Below are 26,532 nucleotides of genomic sequence, written 5' to 3'. Positions count from 1 at the left end.
ATATCCCCCGCCGCTAAAGGCATAACTCTACTCAGGAGCGATTACTTGCCTTTAATCTCATACAGTGGCGTCTGGCCTGCAACCACCTGACCCTGCGCCTGGATCACCAGACCGCTGAAGTCGTCGATGTTGCTGCACACGACCGGGCTTATCATGGAGCGCGCGTTGGCGTTCAGGAAGTCCAGATCCATTTCCAGAATCGGCTGACCTGCCGCCACTTCAGCACCCTCTTCCACCAGACGAGTAAAGCCCTGACCGTTCAGCGCAACGGTATCGATACCCATATGGACAACGATCTCCGCGCCTTTTTCCGTTTCCAGGCAGAACGCGTGGTTGGTGTTGAAGATTTTCACGATAGTACCGGCAGCCGGAGAGACCACGGTTTTGTCCGTTGGTTTCACCGCCACGCCGTCACCGACCGCTTTGCTGGCGAACGCTTCGTCAGGCACCTGCTCAAGCGCAACAACGTCACCTGTCACCGGAGAAACCAGCGCAGCGATGGTCACCGCGTTTGGCACAGCCTGCGGTTTTGCAACCGGCGCGTCAGCCACTGGCGCGTTATCCGTTGAGGCGGCAGCGACCGGCCCACGGGCAACCACTTTTTTCATTTCATCGCCGATAGATTCGGCTTTCGCACCCACGATAACCTGGATGGTTTGTTTGTTCAGTTTCACCACACCAGACGCACCCAGGCGTTTGCACATTGCATCGCTCACGCGCGCGGAGTCACCTACGGTCAGACGCAGACGGGTAATACAGGCATCGATCGCTTTCAGGTTGTCGGTGCCACCCACAGCGGCAATGTAGCTGGTTGCCAGCTGGGTTAAACCCTCTTCGGTATTGCTGTTGGCTTCACTGGTCACAACATCATCTTTCGTATCTTCGCGGCCCGGCGTCTTCAGGTTAAACATACGAATAACCGCGCTGAACAGAACGAAGTAGATAACGAAGAAGATCAGACCCATCACCATCAGGATCCAGACGTTGCTGCTTGCCGCCGGCAGGTTGTACATCAACACATAGTCGATGGCGCCTGCGGAGAAGGAGAAGCCAGCATGGATACCCAGAAGGGTGGCGACGAACAGGCTGATACCGGTCAGGATCGCGTGCATCAGATACAGCAGCGGAGCCAGGAACATGAACAGGAATTCCAGTGGCTCGGTCACGCCGGTCAGGAAGGCGGTGATCGCAACGGACAGCAGCATCCCGCCAACCATTGGGCGACGCGCTTTCGGCGCAGCCAGGTACATTGCCAGCGCCGCGCCAGGCAGACCAAACATCATGATTGGGAAGAAGCCAGACATGAACATGCCCGCGGTGCCGTCGCCTGCGTAGAAGCGGTTGATATCACCGTGGAATACCGCGCCGGCCGCGTTGGTGAACTCACCAATCTGGAACCAGGCGATGGTGTTCAGTACCTGATGCAGACCGGTTGGGATCAGCAGACGGTTAATGAAACCGAAGATGCCCGCGCCCATTGCGCCCGCAGACACGATCCATTCGCCACCCGCATGGATAGCATGCTGCACCGGTGGCCAAACGTAGCCAAAGATGGCGGCGAGGATCAGACAGAAAAAGCCCGTCGCAATCGGCACAAAACGTTTACCGCCGAAGAAGCTCAGGAAGTCAGGAAGTTTGATACCTGCCCAACGGTTGTACACGGCGCCACCCACCAGGCCGGTAATGATACCTGCCAGCACACCCATATTGATTTCAGGGTTGATGGTTACCATCGCTTTCGTGAGGATGAAGTAACCGACAGCCCCTGCCAGTGCCGCGGCACCAGCGCTGTCTTTTGACCAGCTTGACGCCACACCGATGGCGAAAATCAGCGCCAGGTTGTCAAAAATTGCGCCGCCTGCCTGGGCGATAAACGGCACGTTAAGAAGATCGGGTTGCCCGAATCGCAGCAGCAACGCTGCAACCGGTAGCACGGCGATAGGGAGCTGCAAAGCCCTACCGAGGCGCTGGAAAAAACCTAAAATATTCATCCTATTCCCCCTACGAGACCCTTTGTTAAGACTCGCGCATAAACTATGTTTTTATTGTGTCACGAACGATAGATACAGTTGATGATTCACTGGCAGTGTGAGTGTGTGAAAAATTAATTCGTATCGCAAATTAAACACCTATTTTTTGTGATTATTGTCACCAAATATCGTATTAAACCCTCCCTTTCACTGGCTAACGACGAAAACTTATTTTATCATTCAAAAAATCAAGACGGATTGATCCGGCCTGAAAGGTTCCAGGTTACGCTTAGTTCAGGTTGCACTAATCATCCGCCCACTTTTACTTAAACTTTAGAGGTGAATAATGAGACTGATTCCCCTGGCAACAGCTGAACAAGTCGGAAAATGGGCTGCTCGTCATATCGTTAACCGCATCAACGCGTTCAAACCAACAGCCGATCGTCCTTTCGTTCTCGGTCTTCCAACCGGTGGCACGCCCCTGACCGCGTATAAAGCTCTGGTTGAAATGCACAAAGCGGGCCAGGTTAGCTTTAAACACGTTGTGACCTTCAACATGGACGAATATGTCGGCCTGCCGAAGGAACATCCGGAAAGTTACCACAGCTTTATGCACCGTAATTTCTTCGATCACGTTGATATTCCGGCTGAAAACATTAACCTGCTGAATGGAAACGCGCCTGATATTGACGCAGAATGCCGTCAGTATGAAGAAAAAATCCGTTCCTACGGTAAAATCCACCTGTTTATGGGCGGCGTAGGCAACGATGGTCATATCGCGTTCAACGAACCGGCATCTTCACTGGCTTCCCGTACCCGTATTAAAACGCTGACCCATGATACGCGCGTGGCTAACTCCCGCTTCTTTGACGGCGACGTCAATCAGGTGCCTAAATACGCGCTGACCGTGGGCGTGGGCACGCTGCTGGATGCCGAAGAAGTGATGATTCTGGTGCTGGGCGCGGTGAAAGCGCAAGCGCTTCAGGCTGCCGTTGAAGGTAACGTGAACCATATGTGGACGATCAGCTGCTTACAGCTGCATCCAAAAGCGGTTGTCGTGTGTGACGAACCGTCCACCATGGAGCTGAAGGTGAAAACGCTGAAATACTTTAACGAGCTGGAAGCTGAGAACATCAAAGGTCTGTAATTGAATAACCGCCTCTTTTATCCGGGGCGGTCGCTTTTTTAACCGGGGGTCGATATGTACGCTTTAACCCACGGTCGGATTTATACCGGCCATGAAATTCTGGATGACCATGCGATTGTAATCGCCAATGGCCTGATTGAACGTGTTTGCCCGCTGGCGGAACTGCCGCCGGAGATCGAACAGCGTTCCCTCAATGGAGCAGTAATCTCCCCCGGTTTCATCGACGTACAGCTCAACGGCTGCGGCGGTGTCCAGTTTAACGATACCGCAGAGGCGGTATCGGTTGAAACGCTGGAAATCATGCAAAAAGCCAACGAGAAATCGGGCTGCACCAGCTATCTGCCAACGCTGATCACCAGCAGCGATGACCTGATGAAACAGGGTATCCGCGTCATGCGCGAATACCTGGCAAAACATCCGAATCAGGCGCTGGGCCTGCACCTGGAAGGACCATGGCTGAATATGGTCAAGAAAGGCACCCATAACCCAAACTACGTGCGCAAACCGGATGCCGAGCTGGTGGATTACATGTGCGCCAATGCCGATGTGATCACCAAAGTAACGCTGGCCCCGGAAATGACCGGCACGGACGTTATCAGCAAACTGGCCGCCGCCGGGATTGTGGTGTCTGCGGGCCATTCGAACGCGACGCTGAAAGAGGCGAAGGCCGGTTTCCGCGCAGGCATTACGTTTGCCACACACCTTTATAACGCGATGCCCTATATTACTGGCCGCGAACCGGGACTGGTTGGTGCCATTCTGGATGAACCAGACGTCTACTGCGGCATTATCGCCGACGGCTTGCATGTCGATTACACCAACATCCGCAACGCCAAGCGTCTGAAAGGCGACAAGCTCTGCCTGGTAACGGATGCTACCGCTCCGGCAGGAGCGAATATTGAGCAGTTCATTTTTGCTGGTAAAACAATATACTACCGGAATGGACTGTGTGTGGATGAGAACGGCACGCTGAGCGGTTCTTCTCTGACGATGATCGAAGGGGTACGTAACCTCGTTGAACATTGCGGCATCGCGCTTGAGGAAGTGCTGCGCATGGCCACGCTTTATCCGGCGCGCGCCATTGGCGTCGATAAACAGCTCGGCGGTATTGCGCCAGGTATGGTTGCAAACCTGACGGCGTTCACACACGATTATAAAATTATTAAGACCATCGTTAATGGTAACGAGGTCGTCACTGAGTAAGTAAAAGTATGACACCAGGCGGACAAGCTCAAATCGGTAATGTCGATCTCGTTAAACAACTTAACAGCGCGGCGGTTTATCGCCTGATTGACCAGCACGGGCCAATCTCACGCATTCAGATAGCCGAACAAAGCCAGCTTGCTCCCGCCAGCGTGACAAAAATTACACGCCAGCTTATTGAGCGCGGCCTGATCAAAGAAGTCGATCAGCAGGCCTCCACCGGGGGCCGCCGCGCGATTTCCATCGTCACGGAAACCCGCAATTTTCAGGCCATTGGCGTTCGCTTAGGACGTCATGACACCACGCTTACGCTCTACGATCTGAGCAGCAAGGCCATTGCCGAAGAACACTACCCCCTTCCTGAGCGCACGCAGGAGACGCTTGAACACGCGTTGCTGAATACCATTGCGCAGTTTATCGAAAGCTGTCAGCGCAAGATCCGTGAACTCATCGCCATCTCGGTGATTTTGCCCGGCCTGGTTGACCCGGAAAGCGGCGTTATTCGCTACATGCCGCATATTAAGGTAGAGAACTGGGGGCTGGTTGAGGCGCTGGAAAAGCGCTTCAAGCTGACCTGCTTTGTTGGTCACGATATTCGCTCGCTGGCGCTGGCGGAGCACTACTTTGGTGCGAGCCAGGACTGCGAAGACTCTATTCTGGTGCGCGTTCACCGTGGTACAGGTGCGGGCATCATCTCGAATGGCCGCATTTTTATTGGCCGTAACGGTAACGTAGGCGAGATTGGTCATATCCAGGTGGAACCGCTTGGCGAGCGCTGCCACTGCGGTAACTTTGGCTGTCTTGAAACCGTTGCCGCCAATGCCGCCATTGAACATCGCGTTCGCCATCTGCTGGAGCAGGGTTACCAGAGCCGCGTCACGCTGGACGATTGTAAGATCGGCGCCATCTGCAAAGCGGCAAACAAAGGCGATGCGCTGGCCTGCGAAGTGATCGAACAGGTAGGACGCCACCTGGGTAAGACCATCGCCATTGCCATCAACCTGTTTAATCCGCAGAAAGTGGTGATTGCCGGCGAGATCGTTGAAGCCGAAAAAGTGTTACTGCCCGCCATTGAAGGCTGCATCAATACCCAGGCGCTGAAGGCATTTCGCCAGAATTTGCCGGTGGTGCGATCTACGCTCGATCACCGCTCGGCAATTGGCGCATTCGCCCTGGTAAAACGTGCCATGCTCAACGGGATCCTGCTGCAACATTTGCTGGAATCCTGATCGGACCTTATAGTAACGCCTTCTTTTTTTGATGTCGGATTGTCCATGACCATTAAGAATGTAATTTGTGATATCGACGGCGTGCTGATGCACGACAACGTTGCCGTGCCGGGTGCTGCGGAGTTTCTTCACCGCATCATCGACAAAGGAATGCCACTGGTTCTTCTCACGAACTACCCTTCACAGACTGGTCAGGATCTGGCAAACCGCTTTGCTACCGCAGGCGTCAACGTCCCGGACAGCGTGTTCTATACCTCTGCGATGGCGACCGCGGATTTCCTGAAGCGTCAGGAAGGCAAAAAAGCCTATGTCGTTGGTGAAGGTGCGCTGATCCACGAGCTGTATAAAGCGGGCTTCACCATCACCGACGTGAACCCGGACTTTGTCATCGTGGGCGAAACGCGCTCCTTTAACTGGGAGATGATGCATAAGGCAGCCTACTTTGTCGCCAACGGTGCGCGTTTTATCGCCACCAACCCGGACACGCACGGTCGTGGTTTTTATCCCGCCTGCGGTGCGCTTTGCGCCGGTATCGAAAAAATCTCGGGTCGTAAGCCGTTTGTTGTCGGTAAACCGAGCCCGTGGATCATCCGCGCCGCACTGAATACGATGCAGGCACACTCAGAAGAAACCGTCATTGTGGGCGACAACCTGCGTACCGATATTCTGGCTGGCTTCCAGGCGGGGCTTGAAACCATCCTGGTGCTATCTGGCGTTTCACAGCTTGATGACATTGATACGATGCCGTTCCGGCCAAGCTGGATTTACCCCTCTGTCGACGAAATCGACGTTATTTGATTCAGAACCACGCCTAAGTGCGTGGTTTTTCATTTCTGCCGTCTGAAAACATCACTTCATCTAACGAAATCAGCCCTCCATTGAGAAATCATCAATAGAATTGCTTAAGACATGCTCTTTTTTTAAGATTCGGCAATTGCCATTGCACTTTTTACGTTTTCATCGGTAAAACGCTTGCGCCCCCTCCCCCTTTTGCGGCATTTTCATAAGCAAGCAACATCACAACGCAACAGGGTTAACGGAGAAGGTTATGTGTTCTATTTTTGGCGTACTGGATATTAAAACTGACGCGGGCGAACTGCGTAAAAAAGCACTCGAATTGTCCCGCCTGATGCGCCATCGCGGTCCGGACTGGTCAGGCGTATACGCCAGCGATAAAGCGATTCTGGCTCATGAACGTCTCTCCATTGTTGATGTCAACGCTGGCGCACAGCCGCTGTATAACGAGAAAAAAACGCACGCGCTGGCTGTTAACGGTGAAATTTACAACCATCAGGCGCTGCGCGCCGAGTACGGCGATCGCTACGCGTTTCAGACCGGCTCAGACTGCGAAGTGATCCTGGCGCTGTATCAGGAGAAAGGCCCGGAGTTCCTCGACGATCTGCAAGGTATGTTCGCCTTCGCGCTGTACGACAGCGAAAAAGACGCTTATCTGATTGGCCGCGACCATATCGGTATTATCCCGCTGTACATGGGACACGATGAGCACGGCAACTTCTACGTTGCCTCAGAGATGAAAGCCCTGGTGCCGGTGTGCCGCACCATCAAAGAGTTCCCGGCAGGTAGCTACCTGTGGAGTAAAGACGGCGAGATCCGCCCGTACTACCAGCGCGACTGGTTTGATTATGAGGCGGTGAAAGACAACGTGACGGACAAAGCCGAACTGCGTCAGGCCCTGGAAGAGTCAGTGAAAAGCCACCTGATGTCAGACGTACCTTACGGCGTACTGCTCTCCGGCGGTCTGGACTCCTCCGTGATCTCCGCGATCACCAAGAAATTCGCCGCACGTCGCGTGGAAGATCAGGAGCGCTCTGAAGCCTGGTGGCCGCAGCTGCACTCCTTTGCCGTGGGTCTGGAAGGGGCACCTGACCTGAAAGCCGCCCAGGAAGTGGCAAATCATCTCGGCACGGTGCACCATGAAATTCACTTCACCGTACAGGAAGGTCTGGATGCGATCCGCGATGTGATCTATCACATTGAAACCTATGATGTGACCACCATTCGCGCCTCCACACCGATGTATTTGATGTCGCGGAAGATCAAAGCGATGGGCATCAAGATGGTGCTCTCCGGCGAGGGTTCTGACGAAGTGTTTGGCGGTTACCTCTATTTCCACAAAGCGCCAAACGCCAAAGAGCTGCATGAAGAAACGGTGCGTAAGCTACAGGCGCTGCACATGTTTGACTGCGCGCGCGCCAACAAAGCGATGTCCGCCTGGGGTGTGGAAGCCCGCGTGCCGTTCCTCGATAAGAAATTCCTTGATGTGGCGATGCGCATCAACCCGCAGGACAAAATGTGCGGCAACGGCAAAATGGAGAAACATATCCTGCGAGAATGTTTTGAATCCTACCTGCCGGCGAGCGTGGCGTGGCGTCAGAAAGAGCAGTTCTCGGATGGCGTGGGTTACAGCTGGATCGACACCCTGAAAGAGGTGGCGGCGAAACAGGTTTCTGATCAACAACTGGAAACTGCGAGCTTCCGTTTCCCGTACAACACGCCAGCCTCGAAAGAAGCGTATTTGTACCGTGAGATCTTTGAGGAGCTGTTCCCGGTTCCAAGCGCAGCAGAGTGCGTACCGGGTGGCCCATCGGTCGCCTGCTCTTCTGCTAAAGCCATTGAATGGGATGAATCATTCAAAGCGATGAACGATCCGTCAGGACGCGCGGTGGGCGTTCACCAGTCTGCCTATAAATAATGTTCAGAGTATCATCAGGCCCTCCGGGGCCTGATTTTTTTGTCTCTCTTTTCTCCGCATAAAATCGATTAATAACCAATAATTGTCGAATATTCGGCCTCGCTGTTCGCAACCTAACCAAACAGTCACATTCCGGCTATTTTCATTGAAAAAGGTGTTGACGCTGCAAGGGTCTATACGCATAATGCGCCCCGCAACGCCGATAAGGTAACGCGAAAAAAAGATGGCTACGTAGCTCAGTTGGTTAGAGCACATCACTCATAATGATGGGGTCACAGGTTCGAATCCCGTCGTAGCCACCATCTTTTTTGCGGGAGTGGCGAAATTGGTAGACGCACCAGATTTAGGTTCTGGCGCCGCAAGGTGTGCGAGTTCAAGTCTCGCCTCCCGCACCATTCCCAGGTAAGCGTTGCACGGATGGGGTATCGCCAAGCGGTAAGGCACCGGTTTTTGATACCGGCATTCCCTGGTTCGAATCCAGGTACCCCAGCCATATTTCTTCGATTATGCGGTTCTCCGCGGTATTGGGGTATCGCCAAGCGGTAAGGCACCGGTTTTTGATACCGGCATTCCCTGGTTCGAATCCAGGTACCCCAGCCATCGAAGATTGCAGTACTGGCTACGTAGCTCAGTTGGTTAGAGCACATCACTCATAATGATGGGGTCACAGGTTCGAATCCCGTCGTAGCCACCATATTTATGTTATCGAATACGATTCGGTAAACTGAACATTGTTGGGGTATCGCCAAGCGGTAAGGCACCGGATTCTGATTCCGGCATTCCGAGGTTCGAATCCTCGTACCCCAGCCACTTTAAAGTCGTTAAGCAGTTTGTTTAACGCAATTGGGGTGTCGCCAAGCGGTAAGGCTCTGGTTTCTGATACCAGCATTCCGGGGTTCGAATCCCTGCACCCCAGCCACTTAAAACAAACAAGCCCGCTCTGCGGGCTTTTTTGTTTTTGTTGCTCAGAATAGTGCGGCCTGATGCCCTCACCCTAACCCTCTCCCACGGGGAGAGGGAATAAAGATCAGAGTCCGAGGGCATATTTCAGGGCCTGACGCTTCAGACCACCGGCACGCTCCGCCGCCATCAATCCAATATTGCGCACTATACGCACCGGACCAACATCATTGCTGAACCCGGCATAGAACAGATCCATCCCCGACTGCATAATGAAGTTATCCGCCATACGGCGCGTCTGGTAGCGCTTCAGTACCTGATGGCTGGCCCAGGCTTCCGCGTGGGCGCGAGCGTTACCCAGCACATCCAGTAACGCATCGACGTCACGGTATCCCAGATTCACCCCCTGCCCCGCCAGCGGATGAATGGTGTGCGCCGCGTCCCCCACCAGCACCAGTCCTTCACGGGCATACTGTAACGCATGGCGTCGCATCAGCGGGAATGCGCCGGCGGCAACCGGGGTCACGTTACCCAGACGACTCGGGAAGTGCTGGCGAATTTCGCGCTGCAACTGATCCATGGACAGCCCCTGCAACTGTCGAATGCGCGCCGGTTTGTCGTACCACACCAGCGAGGCCCAGTTATCAAACAGCGGTAAGAATGCATGCGGGCCGTTCGGCGTAAAATGCTGCCAGGTGCTTTCGCCCGGCGCGTTTTCTGACTGCACGGTGATCAGCATGCAGGACTGCTGGTACTGCCAGGCATGGATCCCAATGCCTGCCATCTGCCTGACCTGCGAGTTCGCGCCATCCGCCCCCACCGCCAGCTTCACGGCCAGCTCATCGTCGTTGTCCAGCGTCAGGAGATACCCGCCCTCATGACGATGCAGGCCTTTCAGCGAGTCCGGAACGCGCAGCGTCACCTTCGGGTGCGCCTCCAGCGCCTGCCAGAGTGCCTGCTGGAGCACGTTGTTTTCCACCATATAGCCCAGGCGCGGCAGTTTCAGCTCGGCGGCATCAAACGACACGTGAGCATTTTCCCACTCCCAGGTTTCAAGACGGCTGTATGGGTGCGCGCGCATCGCCAGCACCGCCTCCCAGACGCCCAGCCCGCGAAGCAGATCAACAGAGGCCGCGCTGATGGCGGAAATACGCACGTCCGGTTGGCTGGCAGGATCGAATGCCGGCGGAGCCGCCTGTTCAATAACGGTTACGTCAAATCCCTGCTGCGCCAGCCCCAGCGCCAGTGCGCCGCCGACCATACCGCCGCCAACAACGGCAACTTCGGTTTTCAGGAGTGTCATGGTCACTATTCCTTATTGGAGAATACCTTAAGTTTACCGGATTTTTGCGGCCCTGAGGTTGACAACCTTCATACTGGTCACAACCGCACCAAAGCATTACAATACGCGGCTTGCAATCCTGAGCTGAGCAAGTCGATGACTAAAAAACTCCATATAAAAACCTGGGGCTGTCAGATGAACGAATACGATTCATCGAAGATGGCCGATCTGCTGGATACCACCCACGGATACCAGCTGACTGAAAATGCGAAAGAAGCCGATGTGCTGCTGCTGAACACCTGTTCAATTCGTGAAAAAGCACAGGAAAAAGTTTTTCATGTGTTAGGCCGCTGGAAGCTTCTCAAACGGAAAAATCCGGACCTGATTATTGGTGTGGGTGGCTGCGTCGCATCGCAGGAAGGTAAGCTGATCCGCCAGAGAGCCCCCTATGTGGATATCGTTTTTGGCCCTCAGACCCTGCACCGCCTGCCAGAGATGATTAATCAGGTTCGCGGCAGCCGTAGCCCGGTGGTTGACGTGAGCTTCCCGGAGATCGAGAAATTTGACCGTCTGCCTGAGCCGCGCGCTGATGGCCCGACCGCCTTCGTCTCCATCATGGAAGGCTGCAACAAATACTGTACTTACTGCGTGGTGCCTTACACCCGCGGTGAAGAAGTGAGCCGCCCGGCAGACGATATCCTGTTTGAAATCGCGCAGCTTGCCGCGCAGGGCGTTCGTGAAGTGAACCTGCTGGGTCAGAACGTGAACGCCTGGCGCGGGGAAAACTACGACGGTACCCCCGGCAGCTTTGCTGAACTGCTACGTCTGGTGGCGGCGATTGACGGCATCGACCGCATTCGCTTTACCACCAGCCATCCGATGGAATTTACCGACGACATTATTGACGTCTATCGCGATACGCCAGAGCTGGTGAGCTTCCTGCACCTGCCGATCCAGTGCGGTTCTGATCGCGTGCTGAACCTGATGGGTCGTCCACATACGGTGCTCGAGTATAAGTCCACCATCCGCAAGCTGCGTGAAGCGCGCCCGGATATCCAGATTAGCTCCGACTTTATCGTCGGCTTCCCTGGCGAAACCGCTGATGACTTTGAGCGCACCATGAAGCTCATCGGCGAGGTGAATTTCGACGTCAGCTACAGCTTTATCTTCTCTGCGCGCCCGGGCACCCCTGCGGCCGATATGGTTGACGATGTGCCGGAAGAAGAGAAAAAGCAGCGTCTGTATATTCTACAGGAGCGTATCAACCAGCAGGCCAACGCCTGGAGTCGTCGTATGCTCGGTACTGTCCAGCGTATTCTGGTGGAAGGCACCTCCCGTAAGAGCGTCATGGAACTGTCTGGTCGAACCGAAAATAACCGCGTGGTGAATTTTGAAGGCACCCCGGACATGATCGGTAAGTTTGTGGACATCGAGATTGTCGAAGTACTCACGAACTCGCTGCGCGGGAAGGTGGTACGCACTGAGGACGAAATGGGTCTGCGTATTGCCGAGACGCCGGAATCCGTTATCTCTCGCACCCGCAAAGTCAACGACTCTGGCGTAGGTATTTACCAGCCTTGATCCTTCTGGCCTGCCTGTCCGGCAGGCCTTGTATTTCCTCTCATCACCCCCAATATCTACCGCAACGCTTGCGCCTTTATTCTGTGGCGTGAATAATTTCGGTAATGACCGTTTTATTACGCCGTGTGGCCACAGGTCAGTTAACCAATTAAAGAGGAACAGTTTGAACATAGATACGCGTGAAATTAGCCTTGAGCCCGCAGACAACGCTCGCCTGCTGAGCCTGTGCGGGCCGTTTGATGACAACATCAAACAACTGGAGCGACGTCTGGGTATCGAAATCAATCGTCGCGATAACCATTTCAAACTCACCGGACGCCCAATCTGCGTCAACGCCGCGGCAGATATTCTCCGCAGCCTGTATGTTGATACCGCCCCGATGCGCGGAGAGATCCAGGATATTGAACCTGAACAGATCCACCTGGCCATTAAAGAGGCGCGCGTGCTTGAGCAGAGCGCGGAAAGCGTGCCGGACTATGGCAAAGCCATCAACATCAAAACTAAACGCGGCGTGATTAAGCCTCGTACCCCGAACCAGGCGCAGTACATCGCCAACATTCTCGACCACGACATCACCTTCGGCGTAGGCCCGGCGGGTACGGGTAAAACCTATCTGGCCGTTGCCGCTGCGGTCGATGCGCTCGAGCGTCAGGAGATCCGCCGTATCCTGCTGACCCGCCCTGCTGTTGAAGCCGGTGAAAAACTGGGCTTCCTGCCGGGCGATTTGAGTCAGAAAGTAGATCCCTACCTGCGCCCGCTGTATGACGCGCTGTTCGAAATGCTCGGCTTCGAGAAAGTTGAAAAGCTCATCGAGCGTAACGTGATTGAAGTTGCTCCGCTGGCCTACATGCGTGGCCGTACGCTTAACGACGCGTTCATCATTCTGGATGAGAGCCAGAACACCACCATCGAACAGATGAAGATGTTCCTGACGCGTATTGGCTTTAACTCGAAAGCGGTTATCACCGGTGACGTCACCCAGATTGACCTGCCGCGTAACACCAAATCGGGTCTGCGTCACGCCATCGAAGTCCTGGCCGAGGTAGAGGAAATCAGCTTTAACTTCTTCCACAGTGAAGACGTGGTACGCCATCCCGTGGTCGCGCGTATCGTTAACGCTTATGAGGCCTGGGAAGAGGCAGATCAGAAGCGCAGGGCCGAACTGGCCGCAGAACGTAAGCGCGAAGCGCAGGAGCATGAACAGAAATGAGTCAGGTGATCCTCGATTTACAGCTGGCCTGTGATGATAATTCCGGCATGCCAGAAGAGGCACAGTTTCAGAAATGGCTGGATGCCGTTATCCCCCAGTTTCAGGAAGAATCAGAGGTCACGATTCGCCTGGTGGATGAAGCAGAAAGCCATGAGCTCAACCTGACCTACCGCGGGAAAGATAAGCCGACCAACGTGCTCTCTTTCCCGTTCGAAGCCCCTCCGGGCATTGAGATGCCGCTGCTGGGCGATCTGATCATCTGCCGTCAGGTGGTTGAGCAGGAAGCCAAAGAGCAGCAAAAGCCGCTGGAAGCGCACTGGGCACACATGGTGGTGCACGGTAGCCTGCATCTTCTGGGTTACGACCATATTGAAGATGACGAAGCGGAAGAGATGGAATCCCTCGAGACAGAGATAATGCTTGCTCTGGGCTATGAGGATCCGTACATTGCCGAGAAAGAATAGTCAGTCACTGACTACCATGCCGCCGCGCAGGGACATAGCGCGGCGGTTAACATTGAACTAACAAGAGAACCCTTAACAAACGCCATGAGCGACGACAATTCACACAGTAGCGACACGACAACCACTAAAAAGGGATTTTTCTCCCTCATTCTGAACCAGCTTTTCCACGGCGAACCGAAAAACCGTGATGAACTGCTGGAGCTGATTCGTGATTCCGGGCAGAACGACCTTATCGACGAAGATACGCGCGAAATGCTCGAAGGGGTGATGGACATCGCCGACCAGCGCGTCCGCGACATCATGATCCCCCGCTCGCAGATGATTACCCTGAAACGCAACCAGACGCTGGACGAGTGCCTCGATGTGATTATCGAATCGGCTCACTCACGTTTCCCGGTCATCAGCGAAGACAAAGATCACATTGAAGGGATTTTGATGGCGAAAGATCTGCTGCCGTTTATGCGCAGCGATGCCGAAGCCTTCAGTATGGAAAAGGTGTTACGCCCGGCCGTGGTTGTGCCGGAAAGTAAACGTGTGGATCGGATGCTGAAGGAGTTTCGCTCCCAGCGCTATCACATGGCGATTGTTATTGATGAATTTGGTGGCGTTTCCGGTCTGGTCACAATCGAAGACATCCTTGAGCTGATCGTGGGCGAAATCGAAGATGAGTATGACGAAGAAGAGGATATCGACTTCCGTCAGCTGAGCCGCCACACCTGGACCGTGCGCGCGCTGGCCTCCATTGAAGACTTCAACGATACCTTTGGCACCAGCTTCAGCGATGAAGAAGTGGACACCATTGGTGGTCTGGTGATGCAGGCCTTCGGCCATCTTCCTGCCCGCGGTGAAACCGTTGACATCGATGGTTACCAGTTCAAGGTCGCAATGGCTGACAGCCGACGTATTATTCAGGTTCACGTCAGAATGCCGGACGACTCACCGGTGCCAAAACTGGAAGATTAATGTAAATGGCATTTGCCCCACTCTTTGAACGCCAGCGCGTCCGTTTGCTGCTGGCGCTGTTACTCGGAGCCAGCGGTACGCTGGCTTTTTCTCCTTACGATATCTGGCCAGCCGCTATTCTCTCCCTGATGGGGCTACAGGGTCTTACCCTGAACCGTCGTCCGGTACAGGCCGCGGCCATTGGCTACTTCTGGGGGCTGGGGCTGTTCGGCTCTGGTATCAACTGGGTCTACGTCAGTATCGCGCAATTTGGCGGAATGCCGGGGCCGGTTAACGTCTTCCTGGTTGTGCTGCTCGCCGCCTATCTCTCGCTCTACACCGGCCTGTTCGCGGGCATCCTGTCTCGCCTGTGGCCAAAAACGACCTGGCTGCGCGTGGCGATAGCGGCACCCGTTGTCTGGCAAATCACCGAATTTCTGCGCGGCTGGGTACTGACCGGTTTCCCGTGGTTGCAGTTCGGCTATAGCCAGGTAGACGGCCCGCTGAAAGGCCTGGCCCCGGTCATGGGCGTGGAAGCCATCAATTTCCTGTTGATGATCGTCAGCGGCCTTCTGGTGCTGGCTCTGGTGACACGTAACTGGAAGCCGCTGGTTGCCGCGTTGATCCTGTTTGCCCTGCCCTTCCCGCTGCGTTATATCCAGTGGTTTACGCTGGAGCCCGCGCGCGCCACGCAGGTTTCTCTGGTACAGGGCGATATCCCGCAGTCCCTAAAATGGGATGAGAATCAGCTGCTGAACACGCTGAAAATCTACGCCAACGCCACTGAAAAGGTGATGGGCAAATCGCAGCTCATCATCTGGCCTGAGTCTGCGATCCCGGACCTGGAGATCAATCAGCAGCCCTTCCTGAAGATGATGGACGATCTGCTGCGCGCGCGCGGCAGTACGCTGATCACCGGAATTGTGGATGCGCGTCTCAATCAGCAGAACCGCTATGACACGTACAACACGATCATTACGCTCGGTAAGGACAGCGAATACAGCTATACCTCCACCAATCGCTACAACAAAAACCACCTTGTACCGTTTGGCGAATTTGTTCCGCTGGAGTCTATTCTGCGCCCACTGGCACCGTTCTTTGATTTGCCGATGTCCTCATTCAGCCGGGGCCCTTACGTTCAGCCGCAACTGCATGCGCACGGTTTTGCCCTGACGGCCGCCATTTGCTACGAGATTATCCTCGGCGAGCAGGTGCGCGATAATTTCCGCCCGGACACTGACTATCTGCTGACCATCTCAAACGATGCGTGGTTCGGTAAATCGATTGGCCCGTGGCAGCACTTCCAGATGGCGCGAATGCGCTCTCTGGAGCTGGCACGTCCGTTGCTGCGCAGCACCAATAACGGCATTACCGCCGTGATTGGTCCGCAGGGTGAAATCCAGGCCATGATCCCGCAATTTACCCGTGAGGTGCTGACTACTAACGTCACGCCAACTACCGGGCTTACGCCTTACGCGCGCACCGGGAACTGGCCGCTGTGGATTTTGACCTTGCTGTTCGGCTTTGGCGCAGTACTGATGAGCCTGCGTCAGCGTCGTAAATAACCTTACCTTCTGTTGCCGGGTGGCGGCTACGCCTTACCCGGCCTACTCTCCAGCGCCGCCACCCGACAATTTCCTCCCAAACTTCAATTCTGGCACGCCTGTTGCTTTGTTTATTCACATCAACGCTGTCTGGCTTAACGTGCAACTTTGTCGCACCAGCGTAGATCATCGGTAGCACCGAAACGGTGCAACGAGGGATCATTGCCTCTGAATGGTGCGGCGCGCTTCGCAAAAATAAACAATAACGCAGCAAAATCTTTACATTAAGCCAGACTAAATGTTAACAAGCTTGCATAACACTGCACTCGCATTGCGCGAGATATAACAACATCACAATGGGTATCTATGCGTCACTGGCGCTGATAAGAAAGGAGTTGGGTATGCAATTACGTAAACTGGCCACAGCAATGCTGGTTATGGGAATGTCTGCGGGGGTTGTCCACGCTGAAGACGCTCCGGCAGCAGGAAGCACTCTCGACAAGATTGCCAAAAACGGCGTGATCGTGGTCGGCCACCGTGAATCTTCTGTCCCGTTCTCTTACTACGACAACACGCAAAAAGTCGTGGGCTATTCACAGGATTACTCCAACGCCATCGTTGAAGCCGTGAAGAAAAAGCTGAACAAACCTGACCTGCAAGTGAAGCTGATCCCCATCACTTCACAAAACCGTATTCCTCTGCTGCAAAACGGCACATTTGATTTTGAATGTGGCTCAACCACCAACAACCTTGAGCGTCAGAAACAGGCCGCTTTCTCGGACACCATCTTCGTTGTGGGCACCCGCCTGCTGACGAAGAAAGGCGGCGACATCAAAGATTTTGCTGACCTGAAAGGCAAAGCGGTTGTCGTGACCTCCGGTACCACGTCCGAAGTGCTGCTGCACAAGCTGAACGACGAGAAGAAAATGGACATGCGCATCATCAGCGCGAAAGACCATGGCGACTCCTTCCGTACCCTGGAAAGCGGCCGTGCTGTCGCGTTTATGATGGATGACGCCCTGCTGGCGGGCGAACGCGCGAAAGCGAAGAAACCAGACAACTGGGAAATCGTCGGTACCGCCCAGTCGAAAGAAGCCTACGGCTGTATGCTGCGTAAAGGTGACGAGGACTTCAAGAAACTGATCGATGACACCATCGCTCAGGCGCAAACCTCCGGCGAAGCGGCAAAATGGTTCGACAAATGGTTCAAGAACCCAATTCCACCAAAAAACCTGAACATGAACTTTGAACTGTCTGACGACATGAAAGCGCTGTTCAAATCACCAAACGACAAAGCTCTTAACTAATTAGAACGACAGGGGCGGGATCTCCTGCCCTCTCGATTGTCGGGAAGCATGGACAGACTATACGTTGAGTGGTCGTTCCCCACTCAGCGCAAAAATTGAGCTTCTCACCAATCTTCGAGGGTAGCGCTGCTACCCTTTTTTTTCTGGAGTTTACTATGTCAATTGACTGGAACTGGGGCATCTTTCTGCAACAAGCCCCGTTCGGCAACACCACCTATCTCGGCTGGCTGTGGAGCGGCTTTCAGGTTACCGTTGCGTTATCGATAACGGCGTGGATTATCGCGTTTCTTGTCGGTTCGCTGTTCGGTATTCTGCGTACCGTCCCTAACCGTTTTCTCTCTTCGATTGGCACGCTCTATGTGGAACTGTTCCGTAACGTTCCGCTGATCGTGCAGTTCTTTACCTGGTATCTGGTGATCCCGGAACTGCTGCCGGAAGATCTCGGCATGTGGTTTAAGGCCGAGCTGGATCCTAACGTACAATTTTTTGTCTCCTCTATGCTGTGTCTGGGGCTGTTCACCGCTGCGCGCGTCTGCGAGCAGGTACGTGCCGCCATACAGTCACTGCCGCGCGGGCAAAAGAATGCGGCACTGGCAATGGGCCTGACTCTGCCCCAGGCCTACCGTTACGTACTGCTGCCTAACGCTTACCGCGTCATCGTTCCGCCGATGACGTCCGAGATGATGAACCTGGTAAAAAACTCGGCTATCGCCTCAACCATCGGTCTGGTGGATATGGCGGCACAGGCGGGCAAACTGCTGGATTACTCCGCTCACGCCTGGGAATCCTTCACGGCGATCACGCTCGCCTATGTTCTGATTAACGCTTTCATCATGCTGGTGATGAACCTGGTTGAACGCAAAGTACGCCTGCCGGGCAATCTGGGGGGCAAATAAATGTACGATTTTGACTGGAGTTCCATTGTTCCCTCCATGCCCTATCTGCTGGATGGACTGGCAATCACCTTAAAGATCACCGTTATCGCCATTATCGTCGGTATTGTCTGGGGCACCCTGCTGGCAGTGATGCGCCTGTCGAGCTTTAAGCCGCTCGCCTGGTTTGCCACGGCTTACGTTAACGTATTCCGCTCCATTCCACTGGTCATGGTGCTGCTGTGGTTTTATCTGATTGTTCCCGGCTTTTTACAGAACGTACTGGGACTGTCGCCAAAGACCGATATCCGCCTGATCTCTGCCATGGTGGCGTTTTCCATGTTTGAAGCCGCCTACTACTCAGAGATCATCCGCGCAGGTATTCAGAGTATCTCTCGCGGGCAGTCCAGCGCTGCGCTGGCGCTCGGTATGACGCACTGGCAGTCCATGAAGCTCATTATTTTGCCGCAGGCGTTTCGCGCCATGGTTCCGCTGCTGCTGACGCAGGGCATCGTCCTGTTCCAGGATACCTCCCTGGTCTACGTGCTGAGTCTGGCAGACTTCTTCCGTACCGCCTCCACCATTGGCGAACGTGACGGAACGCAGGTTGAGATGATCCTCTTCGCGGGCGGGGTCTATTTTGTGATTAGTTTAAGCGCATCGCTGTTGGTCAGCTGGCTGAAGAAAAGGACGGTATAATGATTTCCCTGAAAAATGTTTCTAAATGGTATGGGCACTTTCAGGTGCTGACCGACTGCTCAACAGAAGTAAAAAAAGGCGATGTGGTAGTGGTATGCGGCCCGTCCGGTTCCGGTAAGTCCACGCTTATCAAAACCGTTAATGGGCTGGAACCTGTCCAGCAGGGCGAGATTGTCGTTAACGGCACCAAAGTAAATGACCGCAAAACCAACCTTGCCCAGCTTCGCTCCCACGTAGGGATGGTGTTCCAGCATTTTGAGCTGTTCCCTCACCTGTCCATCATTGAGAACCTGACGCTGGCGCAGGTCAAAGTGCTGAAGCGCGACAAAAAAGCGGCGCGCGAAAAGGGGCTGAAGCTGCTGGAACGCGTCGGGCTGTCTGCGCATGCGAATAAGTTCCCGGCGCAGCTTTCGGGCGGGCAACAGCAGCGTGTGGCAATCGCGCGTGCGCTATGCATGGATCCGGTGGCGATGCTGTTTGATGAGCCGACGTCGGCGCTCGATCCTGAGATGATCAACGAAGTGCTGGACGTCATGGTGGAGCTGGCGCACGAAGGGATGACCATGATGGTGGTGACGCACGAAATGGGCTTCGCCCGTAAAGTGGCCAACCGCGTAATCTTCATGGATGAAGGGAAAATTGTTGAAGACTCACCGAAAGAAGAGTTCTTCGCCAATCCTAAATCTGAACGTGCAAAAGACTTCCTCGCCAAAATCCTGCATTAATCCTTTTAGTGCGCAATCTGCGGATTGCGCACTGCTTCACGCTTTAGATCTCTTTTTCTATTCGGCGTCACATCGCAGCGTTAACCTTGTCACAAATAATGCTGAGAATGGAGAACGCTATGGCACAGCCAATTATTCTCGACTGCGATCCGGGTCATGATGACGCGATCGCACTCGTCCTTGCTCTTGCTTCCCCTGAACTGGACGTAAAAGCTGTCACCTCCTCCGCCGGGAACCAGACGCCGGATAAAACCTTACTAAACGTGTTGCGGATGTTGACGCTGCTGAAACGCACCGATATTCCGGTCGCAGGTGGCGCCGTTAAGCCACTGATGCGCGAGCTGATCATTGCGGATAATGTTCACGGTGAGAGTGGGCTGGATGGCCCGGCGCTACCGGAGCCGAATTTCGCACCGCAAAACTGCACTGCCGTCGAGCTCATGGCGAAGGTGCTGCGTGAGAGCGCAGAGCCCGTGACGCTGGTGGCGACCGGCCCGCAGACCAACGTAGCGCTGCTGCTGAACAGCCATCCTGAACTGCACAGCAACATCGCCCGTATCGTCATCATGGGCGGGGCAATGGGGCTGGGGAACTGGACGCCAGCAGCAGAGTTCAACATCTTCGTTGACCCGGAAGCCGCGGAAATCGTCTTCCAGTCGGGCCTGCCGATTGTGATGGCGGGGCTGGACGTGACGCATCGGGCACAGATTATGACAGACGATATTGAACGCTTCCGCGCCGTGGGCAACCCGGTTGCAACGACCGTGGCCGAGCTGCTCGACTTCTTTATGGAGTATCACAAAGCCGAGAAGTGGGGCTTCTACGGCGCCCCGCTGCATGACCCATGCACCATCGCCTGGCTGCTGAAGCCGGAAATGTTTACCACGGTCGAGCGTTGGGTTGGTGTGGAAACACAGGGGAAATATACCCAGGGAATGACGGTGGTGGACTATTACTCGCTGACGGGAAACAAGCCGAATACCACGGTAATGGTGGATATCGATCGGGAAGCGTTTGTGGATTTGCTGGCGGAGCGGCTGGCTTATTATTCTGCGGCCTGATGCCCTCACCCCGCCCCTCTCCCACAGGGAGAGGGTGCAAACAGTTTTGCTTTTACCTACGGCTCAAATGGCCGACGCTGGAACTGGTCGTGCCCGCACTTCGGACACAGCGACAACACCTCCGGCGTATAAACGGCGATATGATGGTGGCACTTCTCACACACCAGGTTCCCCAACCCCACTACTTCGCCGCTGTGATAGACACCGTGGTGGTTTAAATCCTGAAACACCTCACGCCATTCCAGCTGAGTTTTATCGGTAATATCCGCCAGCTCCTGCCACAGGCTCTCTTTGATGACCCGCATAAAAACGCTGTCGGCGATCTCGTCCTGGCTCTCTTCATAGCTTCGCGCGAACTCCTCCAGGTCACGGCGCACGGCGCGCGTCACCTCTTCCACTTCGGTTCGCGTTAACTCACCCGTTTGCGTCACGCGTGCGCGTGCCTGTTCGACCAGCGCGTCGATATCACGCTCGCCGTTACGCAGCCGTTCCGTCAGAGTCGCTACCAGTTCACGGTAAAATTGAGCAACCTTGTTCATCATTTTGCCTCCCGGGTAAGTAACTGTCTCTAATAATAGACCTTATTTCGCCGCCGCTTTGTCAGGTGAAGCACAGACCCGGTAAATTCCTGCAAAGTGCATTTGCGTGAAAGGCTGTTTTGACGCGGGCGTTTGGGCTATGCTATGCGGATCTGAATTACCACATCCATTGGCTACATTTGTAGCTGTATTGAACACAGGACCACTGGCTGCCATGCAAGAGCAATACCGCCCGGAAGAGATAGAATCAAAAGTCCAGCAACACTGGGACGAGAAGCGCACCTTTGAAGTAACCGAAGACGAGAGCAAAGAGAAGTATTACTGCCTGTCGATGCTTCCCTATCCTTCTGGTCGACTACACATGGGCCACGTGCGTAACTACACCATCGGTGACGTGATTGCGCGCTACCAGCGTATGCTGGGCAAAAACGTTCTTCAGCCTATCGGCTGGGATGCGTTCGGCCTGCCTGCTGAAGGCGCGGCGGTGAAAAACAACACGGCACCGGCTCCGTGGACGTACGACAACATTGCGTACATGAAAAACCAGCTGAAAATGCTGGGCTTTGGCTATGACTGGAGCCGCGAGCTGGCAACCTGTACCCCGGAATACTACCGCTGGGAGCAGAAATTCTTCACCGAGCTGTATAAAAAAGGCCTGGTGTACAAGAAGACCTCTGCCGTTAACTGGTGTCCGAATGACCAGACCGTTCTCGCGAACGAGCAGGTTATCGACGGCTGCTGCTGGCGCTGCGACACCAAAGTAGAGCGTAAAGAGATCCCACAGTGGTTTATCAAAATCACCGCCTACGCTGACGAACTGCTGAACGATCTGGATAATCTGGACCACTGGCCAGATACCGTTAAGACCATGCAGCGCAACTGGATCGGCCGTTCCGAAGGTGTGGAAATTACCTTCAACGTTGAGAACTACGACCAGACCCTGACCGTCTATACCACCCGTCCGGACACCTTCATGGGCGCGACCTACCTGGCCGTGGCCGCAGGTCACCCGCTGGCGCAGAAAGCGGCAGAAAACAATCCGGAACTGGCGACCTTCATCGACGAATGCCGCAATACTAAAGTGGCCGAAGCCGACATGGCGACGATGGAGAAAAAAGGCGTTGATACCGGCTTTAAAGCCATTCACCCGCTGACGGGCGAAGCGATCCCTGTCTGGGCAGCCAACTTCGTACTGATGGAATACGGCACAGGCGCAGTGATGGCCGTGCCGGGTCACGACCAGCGCGACTACGAATTTGCCACCAAATACGGCCTGACCATCAAGCCTGTTATTCTTGCCGCTGACGGCTCTGAGCCCGATCTCTCTGAGCAAGCGCTGACTGAAAAAGGCACCCTGTTTAACTCCGGTGAGTTCAGCGGCCTTAGCTTCGAAGAAGGCTTCAACGCAATCGCCGACAAGCTGGCCTCCCTGGGCGTGGGCGAGCGTAAAGTGAACTACCGTCTGCGCGACTGGGGCGTTTCCCGTCAGCGTTACTGGGGTGCGCCAATCCCAATGGTGACTCTGGAAGATGGCACCGTGATGCCAACGCCGGAAGATCAGCTGCCGGTGATCCTGCCGGAAGACGTGGTCATGGACGGCATCACCAGCCCGATCAAAGCCGATCCTGAGTGGGCGAAAACCACCGTCAACGGTCAGCCAGCGCTGCGTGAAACCGACACCTTCGACACCTTTATGGAATCCTCCTGGTACTATGCGCGCTACACCTGCCCGCAGTACAAAGAAGGCATGCTGGATTCCGATGCAGCAAACTACTGGCTGCCGGTAGACATCTACATCGGTGGCATTGAACACGCCATCATGCACCTGCTCTACTTCCGCTTCTTCCACAAACTGATGCGTGACGCAGGCCTCGTCAACTCCGACGAGCCGGCAAAACAGCTGCTGTGTCAGGGTATGGTGCTGGCAGATGCGTTCTACTACGTTGGCGCGAACGGCGAGCGTAACTGGGTTTCTCCGGTTGATGCGATTGTGGAGCGCGACGAGAAAGGCCGTATCGTGAAGGCGAAAGACGCCGAAGGTCATGAACTGGTGTATACCGGCATGAGCAAGATGTCCAAGTCGAAAAATAACGGTATCGACCCGCAGGTAATGGTTGAGCGTTACGGCGCTGACACCGTGCGTCTGTTCATGATGTTCGCCTCCCCGGCAGATATGACGCTGGAATGGCAGGAATCCGGCGTTGAAGGGGCAAACCGCTTCCTGAAACGCGTCTGGAAACTGGTGTACGAGCACACCTCTCAGGGTGATGCGCCAGCGCTGAACGTGGCTGCACTGAGCGAAGATCAGCAGGCGCTGCGTCGTGATGTACATAAAACCATTGCGAAAGTCACCGATGATATTGGTCGTCGTCAGACCTTCAATACCGCAATTGCGGCTATTATGGAACTGATGAACAAGCTGGCGAAAGCCCCGCAGGACGGCGAGCAGGATCGCGCCTTAATGCGTGAAGCGCTGCTGGCGGTCGTTCGCATGCTTAACCCGTTCACGCCGCACGTTAGCTTCACCCTGTGGCAGGAGCTGAAAGGCGAAGGCGATATCGACAACGCGCCGTGGCCAGTGGCGGATGAATCCGCTATGGTGGAAAACACCACGCTGGTGGTGGTGCAGGTTAACGGTAAAGTGCGCGGTAAAATTACCGTCGCGGTCGACGCAACCGAAGAACAGGTTCGCGAGCGCGCAGGCCAGGAGCATCTGGTCGCGAAATACCTTGAGGGCGTTACCGTACGTAAAGTGATCTACGTACCTGGTAAACTGCTGAATCTGGTCGTTGGCTAAGCGCGGGAGGAAACGTGCGACAACTGGCAACAATACTCTTATCTCTGGCGGTGCTGGTCACCGCTGGCTGTGGCTGGCACCTGCGCAACACCACGGCAGTGCCTGCTCAGATGAAAACAATGATCTTCGACTCATCCGATCCGAACGGACCGCTGAGCCGGGCCATTCGTAACCAGCTGCGTTTGAACGATGTTGAGCTGATCGAGAAGGGAACCCTGCGTCAGGATGTTCCTTCGCTTCGCGTCCTGAAATCAACGCTGTCACAAGATACGGCCTCGATCTTCCAGGATGGGCGGACGGCGGAATATCAGATGGTGCTTACCGTTGATGCGGCCGTCTTGATGCCAGGTAAAGATATTTACCCTATCAATACCAAAGTCTACCGCTCGTTCTTCGATAACCCGCAGACGGCGCTGGCAAAAGACGCCGAACAGCAGATTATCATCAAAGAGATGTACGATAAGGCCGCGGAACAGCTGATCCGCAGACTGCCTGCCATTGCCGCGTCGACGAAAAAAGGCGCTGACGTCATCGAAACACCGGATGCCAGCACGCCGGATATGCCAACGTCTCTGGGTAACTGATGATCAGGTTGTATCCTGAACAACTCCGCGCGCAGCTCAACGAAGGGCTGCGCGCGGCCTATCTGCTACTCGGCAATGACCCCCTGTTACTTCAGGAAAGCCTTGATGCGGTTCGCCATGCGGCAGCCGCGCAGGGTTTCGATGAACATCATACGTTCCAGATCGATAACAGTACCGACTGGAACGCTATCTTCTCGCTTTGTCAGGCCATGAGCCTGTTTGCCTCTCGTCAGACAATCCAGATCCTGCTGCCGGAGAATGGTCCTAACGCTGCCATCAATGAACAGCTGGCTATGCTGGTGAGTTTGTTACACGGCGATCTGCTGCTTATCGTACGCGGCAACAAACTCACAAAAGCGCAGGAAAACGCGGCCTGGTTTACCCGGCTAGCCCCCAGTGCGGTGCTGGTCACCTGCCAGACGCCAGAGCAGGCGCATCTGCCAAAATGGGTTGCCGCGCGAGCAAAGCAGAACAATTTGCAGCTGGATGAGGCCGCCAGTCAGCTCCTGTGCTACTGCTACGAAGGCAACCTTCTGGCACTGGCGCAGGCGCTGGACAGGCTCGCCCTGCTGTGGCCCGATGGTAAGCTGACGCTGCCGCGCGTGGAACAGGCGGTGAATGATGCCGCGCACTTTACCCCCTTCCACTGGGTTGATGCGCTGCTGTCGGCGAAAAGTAAGCGTGCTCTGCACATCCTGCAACAGCTGCGCCTGGAAGGGAGTGAGCCGGTCATTCTGCTCCGTACGCTCCAGCGCGAATTACTGCTGCTGAACAACCTTAAACGCCAGTCAGCACACACGCCCCTGCGCGCCTTATTCGACAAACATCGCGTCTGGCAAAACCGTCGGGCGATGACCACGGAGGCGATAAACCGCCTGAGCCAGGAGCAGTTGCGTCAGGCAGTACAACTTCTGATGCGCGCCGAACTGACGTTAAAACAGGATTACGGCCAGTCTGTCTGGGCGGAGCTGGAGAGCCTCTCTTTGCTGCTCTGCCATAAGGCGCTGGCAGACGTATTTATCGATGGGTGATATGCATTCTTTACAGGCAATGTATGGCGGGACCTTCGACCCGGTACACTATGGGCATCTTAAGCCGGTAGAAATCCTCGCGAATTTGATTGGGTTGCAGCGGGTAATCATCATGCCCAACAATGTTCCGCCGCACCGTCCTCAGCCAGAAGCAACCAGCGAGCAGCGTAAAGCGATGCTCGCACTGGCTATCGCCGATAAGCCTCTCTTCACGCTGGATGAGCGTGAACTGCGCAGAGATACCCCTTCCTGGACATCGCAAACGCTGCGGGAGTGGCGCGCTGAGCAAGGGCCCATGAAACCGCTGGCGTTTATCATCGGCCAGGATTCCTTGCTCAACTTTCCCAGCTGGTACCAGTACGAAACCATTCTGGAAAACAGTCATCTGCTGGTCTGCCGCCGTCCGGGCTACCCGCTGACCATGCGCGACGCACAGCATCAGCAGTGGCTTGACGCGCATCTGACGGACAATATAGAAGACCTGCACAGTCTCCCCGCCGGGAAAATTTATCTCGCTGAAACGCCGTGGTTTGATATTTCCGCAACCCTCATCCGCGAGCGTCTCCAGCAGGGTTTAGACTGTGACGATCTCCTCCCCTCGCCCGTGCTGGCCTATATCCACGCACACGGTCTGTATCAGAAAAGTACAGATGTCTGAGCATCGCCGGCGAAATTGTCCGTTAATGATTATCCTGCCTTGACAGGCTAAGCCATACTGATATCCTCCGCTGC

At 54.9% G+C, this 26,532-nt stretch carries 22 protein-coding genes and 7 tRNA genes; 26 read left to right on the top strand and 3 right to left on the bottom strand.

Annotated features, from left to right (window positions below; all coding sequences use genetic code 11):
• Positions 1 to 41 precede the first annotated feature (41 nt).
• Positions 42 to 1,991, bottom strand: a complete 1,950-nt coding sequence (gene nagE, locus ACQG0T_RS06290; RefSeq protein ID WP_003858662.1) for a PTS N-acetyl glucosamine transporter subunit IIABC — start codon at positions 1,989 to 1,991, stop codon at positions 42 to 44.
• 325 nt (positions 1,992 to 2,316) lie between these two features.
• Between nagE and nagB the strand changes: the two genes are divergently transcribed.
• The 12 genes from nagB to ACQG0T_RS06230 all read left to right on the top strand — a co-directional run bounded on the left by nagB (position 2,317) and on the right by ACQG0T_RS06230 (position 9,181).
• Positions 2,317 to 3,117 (top strand): glucosamine-6-phosphate deaminase, encoded by an 801-nt coding sequence (gene nagB, locus ACQG0T_RS06285; RefSeq protein WP_003858663.1) that lies wholly within the window; start codon positions 2,317 to 2,319, stop codon positions 3,115 to 3,117.
• Between the two features lie 54 nt (positions 3,118 to 3,171).
• Positions 3,172 to 4,320: an N-acetylglucosamine-6-phosphate deacetylase gene (gene nagA, locus ACQG0T_RS06280; RefSeq protein WP_032670349.1), complete on the top strand. Its 1,149-nt coding sequence runs from the start codon at positions 3,172 to 3,174 to the stop codon at positions 4,318 to 4,320.
• 8 nt (positions 4,321 to 4,328) lie between these two features.
• Positions 4,329 to 5,549, top strand: coding sequence for a DNA-binding transcriptional regulator NagC (gene nagC, locus ACQG0T_RS06275; protein WP_017694286.1), 1,221 nt, complete (start codon positions 4,329 to 4,331; stop codon positions 5,547 to 5,549).
• Between the two features lie 45 nt (positions 5,550 to 5,594).
• Entirely contained in the window at positions 5,595 to 6,347 is a 753-nt protein-coding gene (nagD, locus tag ACQG0T_RS06270; RefSeq protein WP_003858667.1) for a ribonucleotide monophosphatase NagD, read from the top strand.
• A gap of 250 nt (positions 6,348 to 6,597) precedes the next feature.
• Complete coding sequence (gene asnB / locus ACQG0T_RS06265) at positions 6,598 to 8,262, top strand: asparagine synthase B (RefSeq protein ID WP_015571128.1); 1,665 nt, start codon at positions 6,598 to 6,600, stop codon at positions 8,260 to 8,262.
• A gap of 225 nt (positions 8,263 to 8,487) precedes the next feature.
• A tRNA-Met gene (locus tag ACQG0T_RS06260) sits at positions 8,488 to 8,564 on the top strand.
• Between the two features lie 8 nt (positions 8,565 to 8,572).
• Positions 8,573 to 8,657, top strand: a tRNA-Leu gene (locus tag ACQG0T_RS06255).
• Positions 8,658 to 8,680: 23 nt separating this feature from the next.
• Positions 8,681 to 8,755, top strand: a tRNA-Gln gene (locus ACQG0T_RS06250).
• 32 nt (positions 8,756 to 8,787) lie between these two features.
• Positions 8,788 to 8,862, top strand: a tRNA-Gln gene (locus ACQG0T_RS06245).
• 17 nt (positions 8,863 to 8,879) lie between these two features.
• Positions 8,880 to 8,956: transfer RNA gene (locus tag ACQG0T_RS06240), tRNA-Met, on the top strand.
• Positions 8,957 to 8,997: 41 nt separating this feature from the next.
• Positions 8,998 to 9,072: transfer RNA gene (locus tag ACQG0T_RS06235), tRNA-Gln, on the top strand.
• A gap of 34 nt (positions 9,073 to 9,106) precedes the next feature.
• Positions 9,107 to 9,181 (top strand) — tRNA-Gln (locus ACQG0T_RS06230).
• Positions 9,182 to 9,289: 108 nt separating this feature from the next.
• On the opposite strand, the gene ubiF is transcribed toward ACQG0T_RS06230, so the two are convergent.
• The gene (gene ubiF, locus ACQG0T_RS06225) at positions 9,290 to 10,465 is read right to left on the bottom strand and encodes a 3-demethoxyubiquinol 3-hydroxylase (RefSeq protein WP_252051276.1); all 1,176 of its coding nucleotides are present in this window, start codon (positions 10,463 to 10,465) and stop codon (positions 9,290 to 9,292) included.
• Positions 10,466 to 10,600: 135 nt separating this feature from the next.
• On the opposite strand from ubiF, the gene miaB reads away from it, so the two are divergent.
• From miaB to rihA, 10 genes are all read left to right on the top strand, one after another.
• The gene (gene miaB / locus ACQG0T_RS06220) at positions 10,601 to 12,025 is read left to right on the top strand and encodes a tRNA (N6-isopentenyl adenosine(37)-C2)-methylthiotransferase MiaB (protein WP_271040600.1); all 1,425 of its coding nucleotides are present in this window, start codon (positions 10,601 to 10,603) and stop codon (positions 12,023 to 12,025) included.
• Positions 12,026 to 12,188: 163 nt separating this feature from the next.
• Positions 12,189 to 13,235 (top strand): PhoH family protein, encoded by a 1,047-nt coding sequence (locus ACQG0T_RS06215; protein WP_003858674.1) that lies wholly within the window; start codon positions 12,189 to 12,191, stop codon positions 13,233 to 13,235.
• Positions 13,232 to 13,699 (top strand): rRNA maturation RNase YbeY, encoded by a 468-nt coding sequence (gene ybeY / locus ACQG0T_RS06210; RefSeq protein ID WP_017694310.1) that lies wholly within the window; start codon positions 13,232 to 13,234, stop codon positions 13,697 to 13,699. The genes ACQG0T_RS06215 and ybeY overlap by 4 nt, the downstream gene beginning before the upstream one ends.
• 84 nt (positions 13,700 to 13,783) lie before the next feature.
• Positions 13,784 to 14,662 (top strand): CNNM family magnesium/cobalt transport protein CorC, encoded by an 879-nt coding sequence (gene corC, locus ACQG0T_RS06205; RefSeq protein WP_003858679.1) that lies wholly within the window; start codon positions 13,784 to 13,786, stop codon positions 14,660 to 14,662.
• 5 nt (positions 14,663 to 14,667) lie between these two features.
• The gene (lnt, locus tag ACQG0T_RS06200) at positions 14,668 to 16,206 is read left to right on the top strand and encodes an apolipoprotein N-acyltransferase (RefSeq protein WP_032670351.1); all 1,539 of its coding nucleotides are present in this window, start codon (positions 14,668 to 14,670) and stop codon (positions 16,204 to 16,206) included.
• A 380-nt stretch (positions 16,207 to 16,586) separates the two neighbouring features.
• Positions 16,587 to 17,492, top strand: a complete 906-nt coding sequence (locus ACQG0T_RS06195; RefSeq protein ID WP_003858681.1) for an amino acid ABC transporter substrate-binding protein — start codon at positions 16,587 to 16,589, stop codon at positions 17,490 to 17,492.
• Between the two features lie 155 nt (positions 17,493 to 17,647).
• On the top strand, positions 17,648 to 18,388 hold the full coding sequence (gene gltJ / locus ACQG0T_RS06190; protein WP_015571133.1) for a glutamate/aspartate ABC transporter permease GltJ: 741 nt from the start codon (positions 17,648 to 17,650) through the stop codon (positions 18,386 to 18,388).
• A complete protein-coding gene (gene gltK / locus ACQG0T_RS06185; RefSeq protein ID WP_003858686.1) occupies positions 18,389 to 19,063 on the top strand; it encodes a glutamate/aspartate ABC transporter permease GltK in 675 nt (224 codons plus the stop codon).
• Positions 19,063 to 19,788 carry an amino acid ABC transporter ATP-binding protein gene (locus tag ACQG0T_RS06180; RefSeq protein ID WP_017382465.1) on the top strand — a complete coding sequence of 242 codons (726 nt, stop codon included), beginning with the start codon at positions 19,063 to 19,065 and terminating at the stop codon, positions 19,786 to 19,788. Before gltK ends, ACQG0T_RS06180 begins: the two co-directional genes overlap by 1 nt.
• A gap of 119 nt (positions 19,789 to 19,907) precedes the next feature.
• The gene (gene rihA / locus ACQG0T_RS06175; protein ID WP_252051282.1) at positions 19,908 to 20,849 is read left to right on the top strand and encodes a pyrimidine-specific ribonucleoside hydrolase RihA; all 942 of its coding nucleotides are present in this window, start codon (positions 19,908 to 19,910) and stop codon (positions 20,847 to 20,849) included.
• Positions 20,850 to 20,905: 56 nt separating this feature from the next.
• On the opposite strand, the gene ACQG0T_RS06170 is transcribed toward rihA, so the two are convergent.
• Entirely contained in the window at positions 20,906 to 21,388 is a 483-nt protein-coding gene (locus tag ACQG0T_RS06170) for a zinc ribbon-containing protein (protein WP_003858689.1), read from the bottom strand.
• Between the two features lie 214 nt (positions 21,389 to 21,602).
• On the opposite strand from ACQG0T_RS06170, the gene leuS reads away from it, so the two are divergent.
• The 4 genes from leuS to nadD are packed head-to-tail and all read left to right on the top strand — an operon-like array spanning position 21,603 to position 26,458.
• Positions 21,603 to 24,185: a leucine--tRNA ligase gene (gene leuS, locus ACQG0T_RS06165; RefSeq protein ID WP_015571136.1), complete on the top strand. Its 2,583-nt coding sequence runs from the start codon at positions 21,603 to 21,605 to the stop codon at positions 24,183 to 24,185.
• A 14-nt stretch (positions 24,186 to 24,199) separates the two neighbouring features.
• Positions 24,200 to 24,769, top strand: a complete 570-nt coding sequence (gene lptE / locus ACQG0T_RS06160) for an LPS assembly lipoprotein LptE (protein WP_006809628.1) — start codon at positions 24,200 to 24,202, stop codon at positions 24,767 to 24,769.
• A complete protein-coding gene (holA, locus tag ACQG0T_RS06155; protein ID WP_252051284.1) occupies positions 24,769 to 25,800 on the top strand; it encodes a DNA polymerase III subunit delta in 1,032 nt (343 codons plus the stop codon). Before lptE ends, holA begins: the two co-directional genes overlap by 1 nt.
• Positions 25,793 to 26,458: a nicotinate-nucleotide adenylyltransferase gene (gene nadD, locus ACQG0T_RS06150; RefSeq protein ID WP_003858694.1), complete on the top strand. Its 666-nt coding sequence runs from the start codon at positions 25,793 to 25,795 to the stop codon at positions 26,456 to 26,458. Before holA ends, nadD begins: the two co-directional genes overlap by 8 nt.
• The last annotated feature ends 74 nt before the right edge of the window (positions 26,459 to 26,532 follow it).

It is taken from the genome of Enterobacter cloacae complex sp. 302F9, assembly GCF_050030335.1.
In the GTDB taxonomy this organism is placed as follows: Bacteria; Pseudomonadota; Gammaproteobacteria; order Enterobacterales; family Enterobacteriaceae; genus Enterobacter; species Enterobacter hormaechei_C.
Note: the sequence above shows the minus strand (reverse complement) of the source record. Positions and strands in the feature narration are given on the sequence as shown.

Coding starts and splice junctions, on each gene's coding strand:
- nagD (WP_003858667.1), top strand. CDS start 5,595: ATGACCATTAAGAATGTAATTTGTGATATCGACGGCGTGCTGATGCAC.
- holA (WP_252051284.1), top strand. CDS start 24,769: ATGATCAGGTTGTATCCTGAACAACTCCGCGCGCAGCTCAACGAAGGG.
- asnB (WP_015571128.1), top strand. CDS start 6,598: ATGTGTTCTATTTTTGGCGTACTGGATATTAAAACTGACGCGGGCGAA.
- ACQG0T_RS06180 (WP_017382465.1), top strand. CDS start 19,063: ATGATTTCCCTGAAAAATGTTTCTAAATGGTATGGGCACTTTCAGGTG.
- nagE (WP_003858662.1), bottom strand. CDS start 1,991: ATGAATATTTTAGGTTTTTTCCAGCGCCTCGGTAGGGCTTTGCAGCTC.
- ACQG0T_RS06170 (WP_003858689.1), bottom strand. CDS start 21,388: ATGAACAAGGTTGCTCAATTTTACCGTGAACTGGTAGCGACTCTGACG.
- leuS (WP_015571136.1), top strand. CDS start 21,603: ATGCAAGAGCAATACCGCCCGGAAGAGATAGAATCAAAAGTCCAGCAA.
- lnt (WP_032670351.1), top strand. CDS start 14,668: ATGGCATTTGCCCCACTCTTTGAACGCCAGCGCGTCCGTTTGCTGCTG.
- ybeY (WP_017694310.1), top strand. CDS start 13,232: ATGAGTCAGGTGATCCTCGATTTACAGCTGGCCTGTGATGATAATTCC.
- gltJ (WP_015571133.1), top strand. CDS start 17,648: ATGTCAATTGACTGGAACTGGGGCATCTTTCTGCAACAAGCCCCGTTC.
- nagA (WP_032670349.1), top strand. CDS start 3,172: ATGTACGCTTTAACCCACGGTCGGATTTATACCGGCCATGAAATTCTG.
- nadD (WP_003858694.1), top strand. CDS start 25,793: ATGGGTGATATGCATTCTTTACAGGCAATGTATGGCGGGACCTTCGAC.
- gltK (WP_003858686.1), top strand. CDS start 18,389: ATGTACGATTTTGACTGGAGTTCCATTGTTCCCTCCATGCCCTATCTG.
- nagC (WP_017694286.1), top strand. CDS start 4,329: ATGACACCAGGCGGACAAGCTCAAATCGGTAATGTCGATCTCGTTAAA.
- rihA (WP_252051282.1), top strand. CDS start 19,908: ATGGCACAGCCAATTATTCTCGACTGCGATCCGGGTCATGATGACGCG.
- ACQG0T_RS06195 (WP_003858681.1), top strand. CDS start 16,587: ATGCAATTACGTAAACTGGCCACAGCAATGCTGGTTATGGGAATGTCT.
- nagB (WP_003858663.1), top strand. CDS start 2,317: ATGAGACTGATTCCCCTGGCAACAGCTGAACAAGTCGGAAAATGGGCT.
- corC (WP_003858679.1), top strand. CDS start 13,784: ATGAGCGACGACAATTCACACAGTAGCGACACGACAACCACTAAAAAG.
- miaB (WP_271040600.1), top strand. CDS start 10,601: ATGACTAAAAAACTCCATATAAAAACCTGGGGCTGTCAGATGAACGAA.
- ubiF (WP_252051276.1), bottom strand. CDS start 10,465: ATGACACTCCTGAAAACCGAAGTTGCCGTTGTTGGCGGCGGTATGGTC.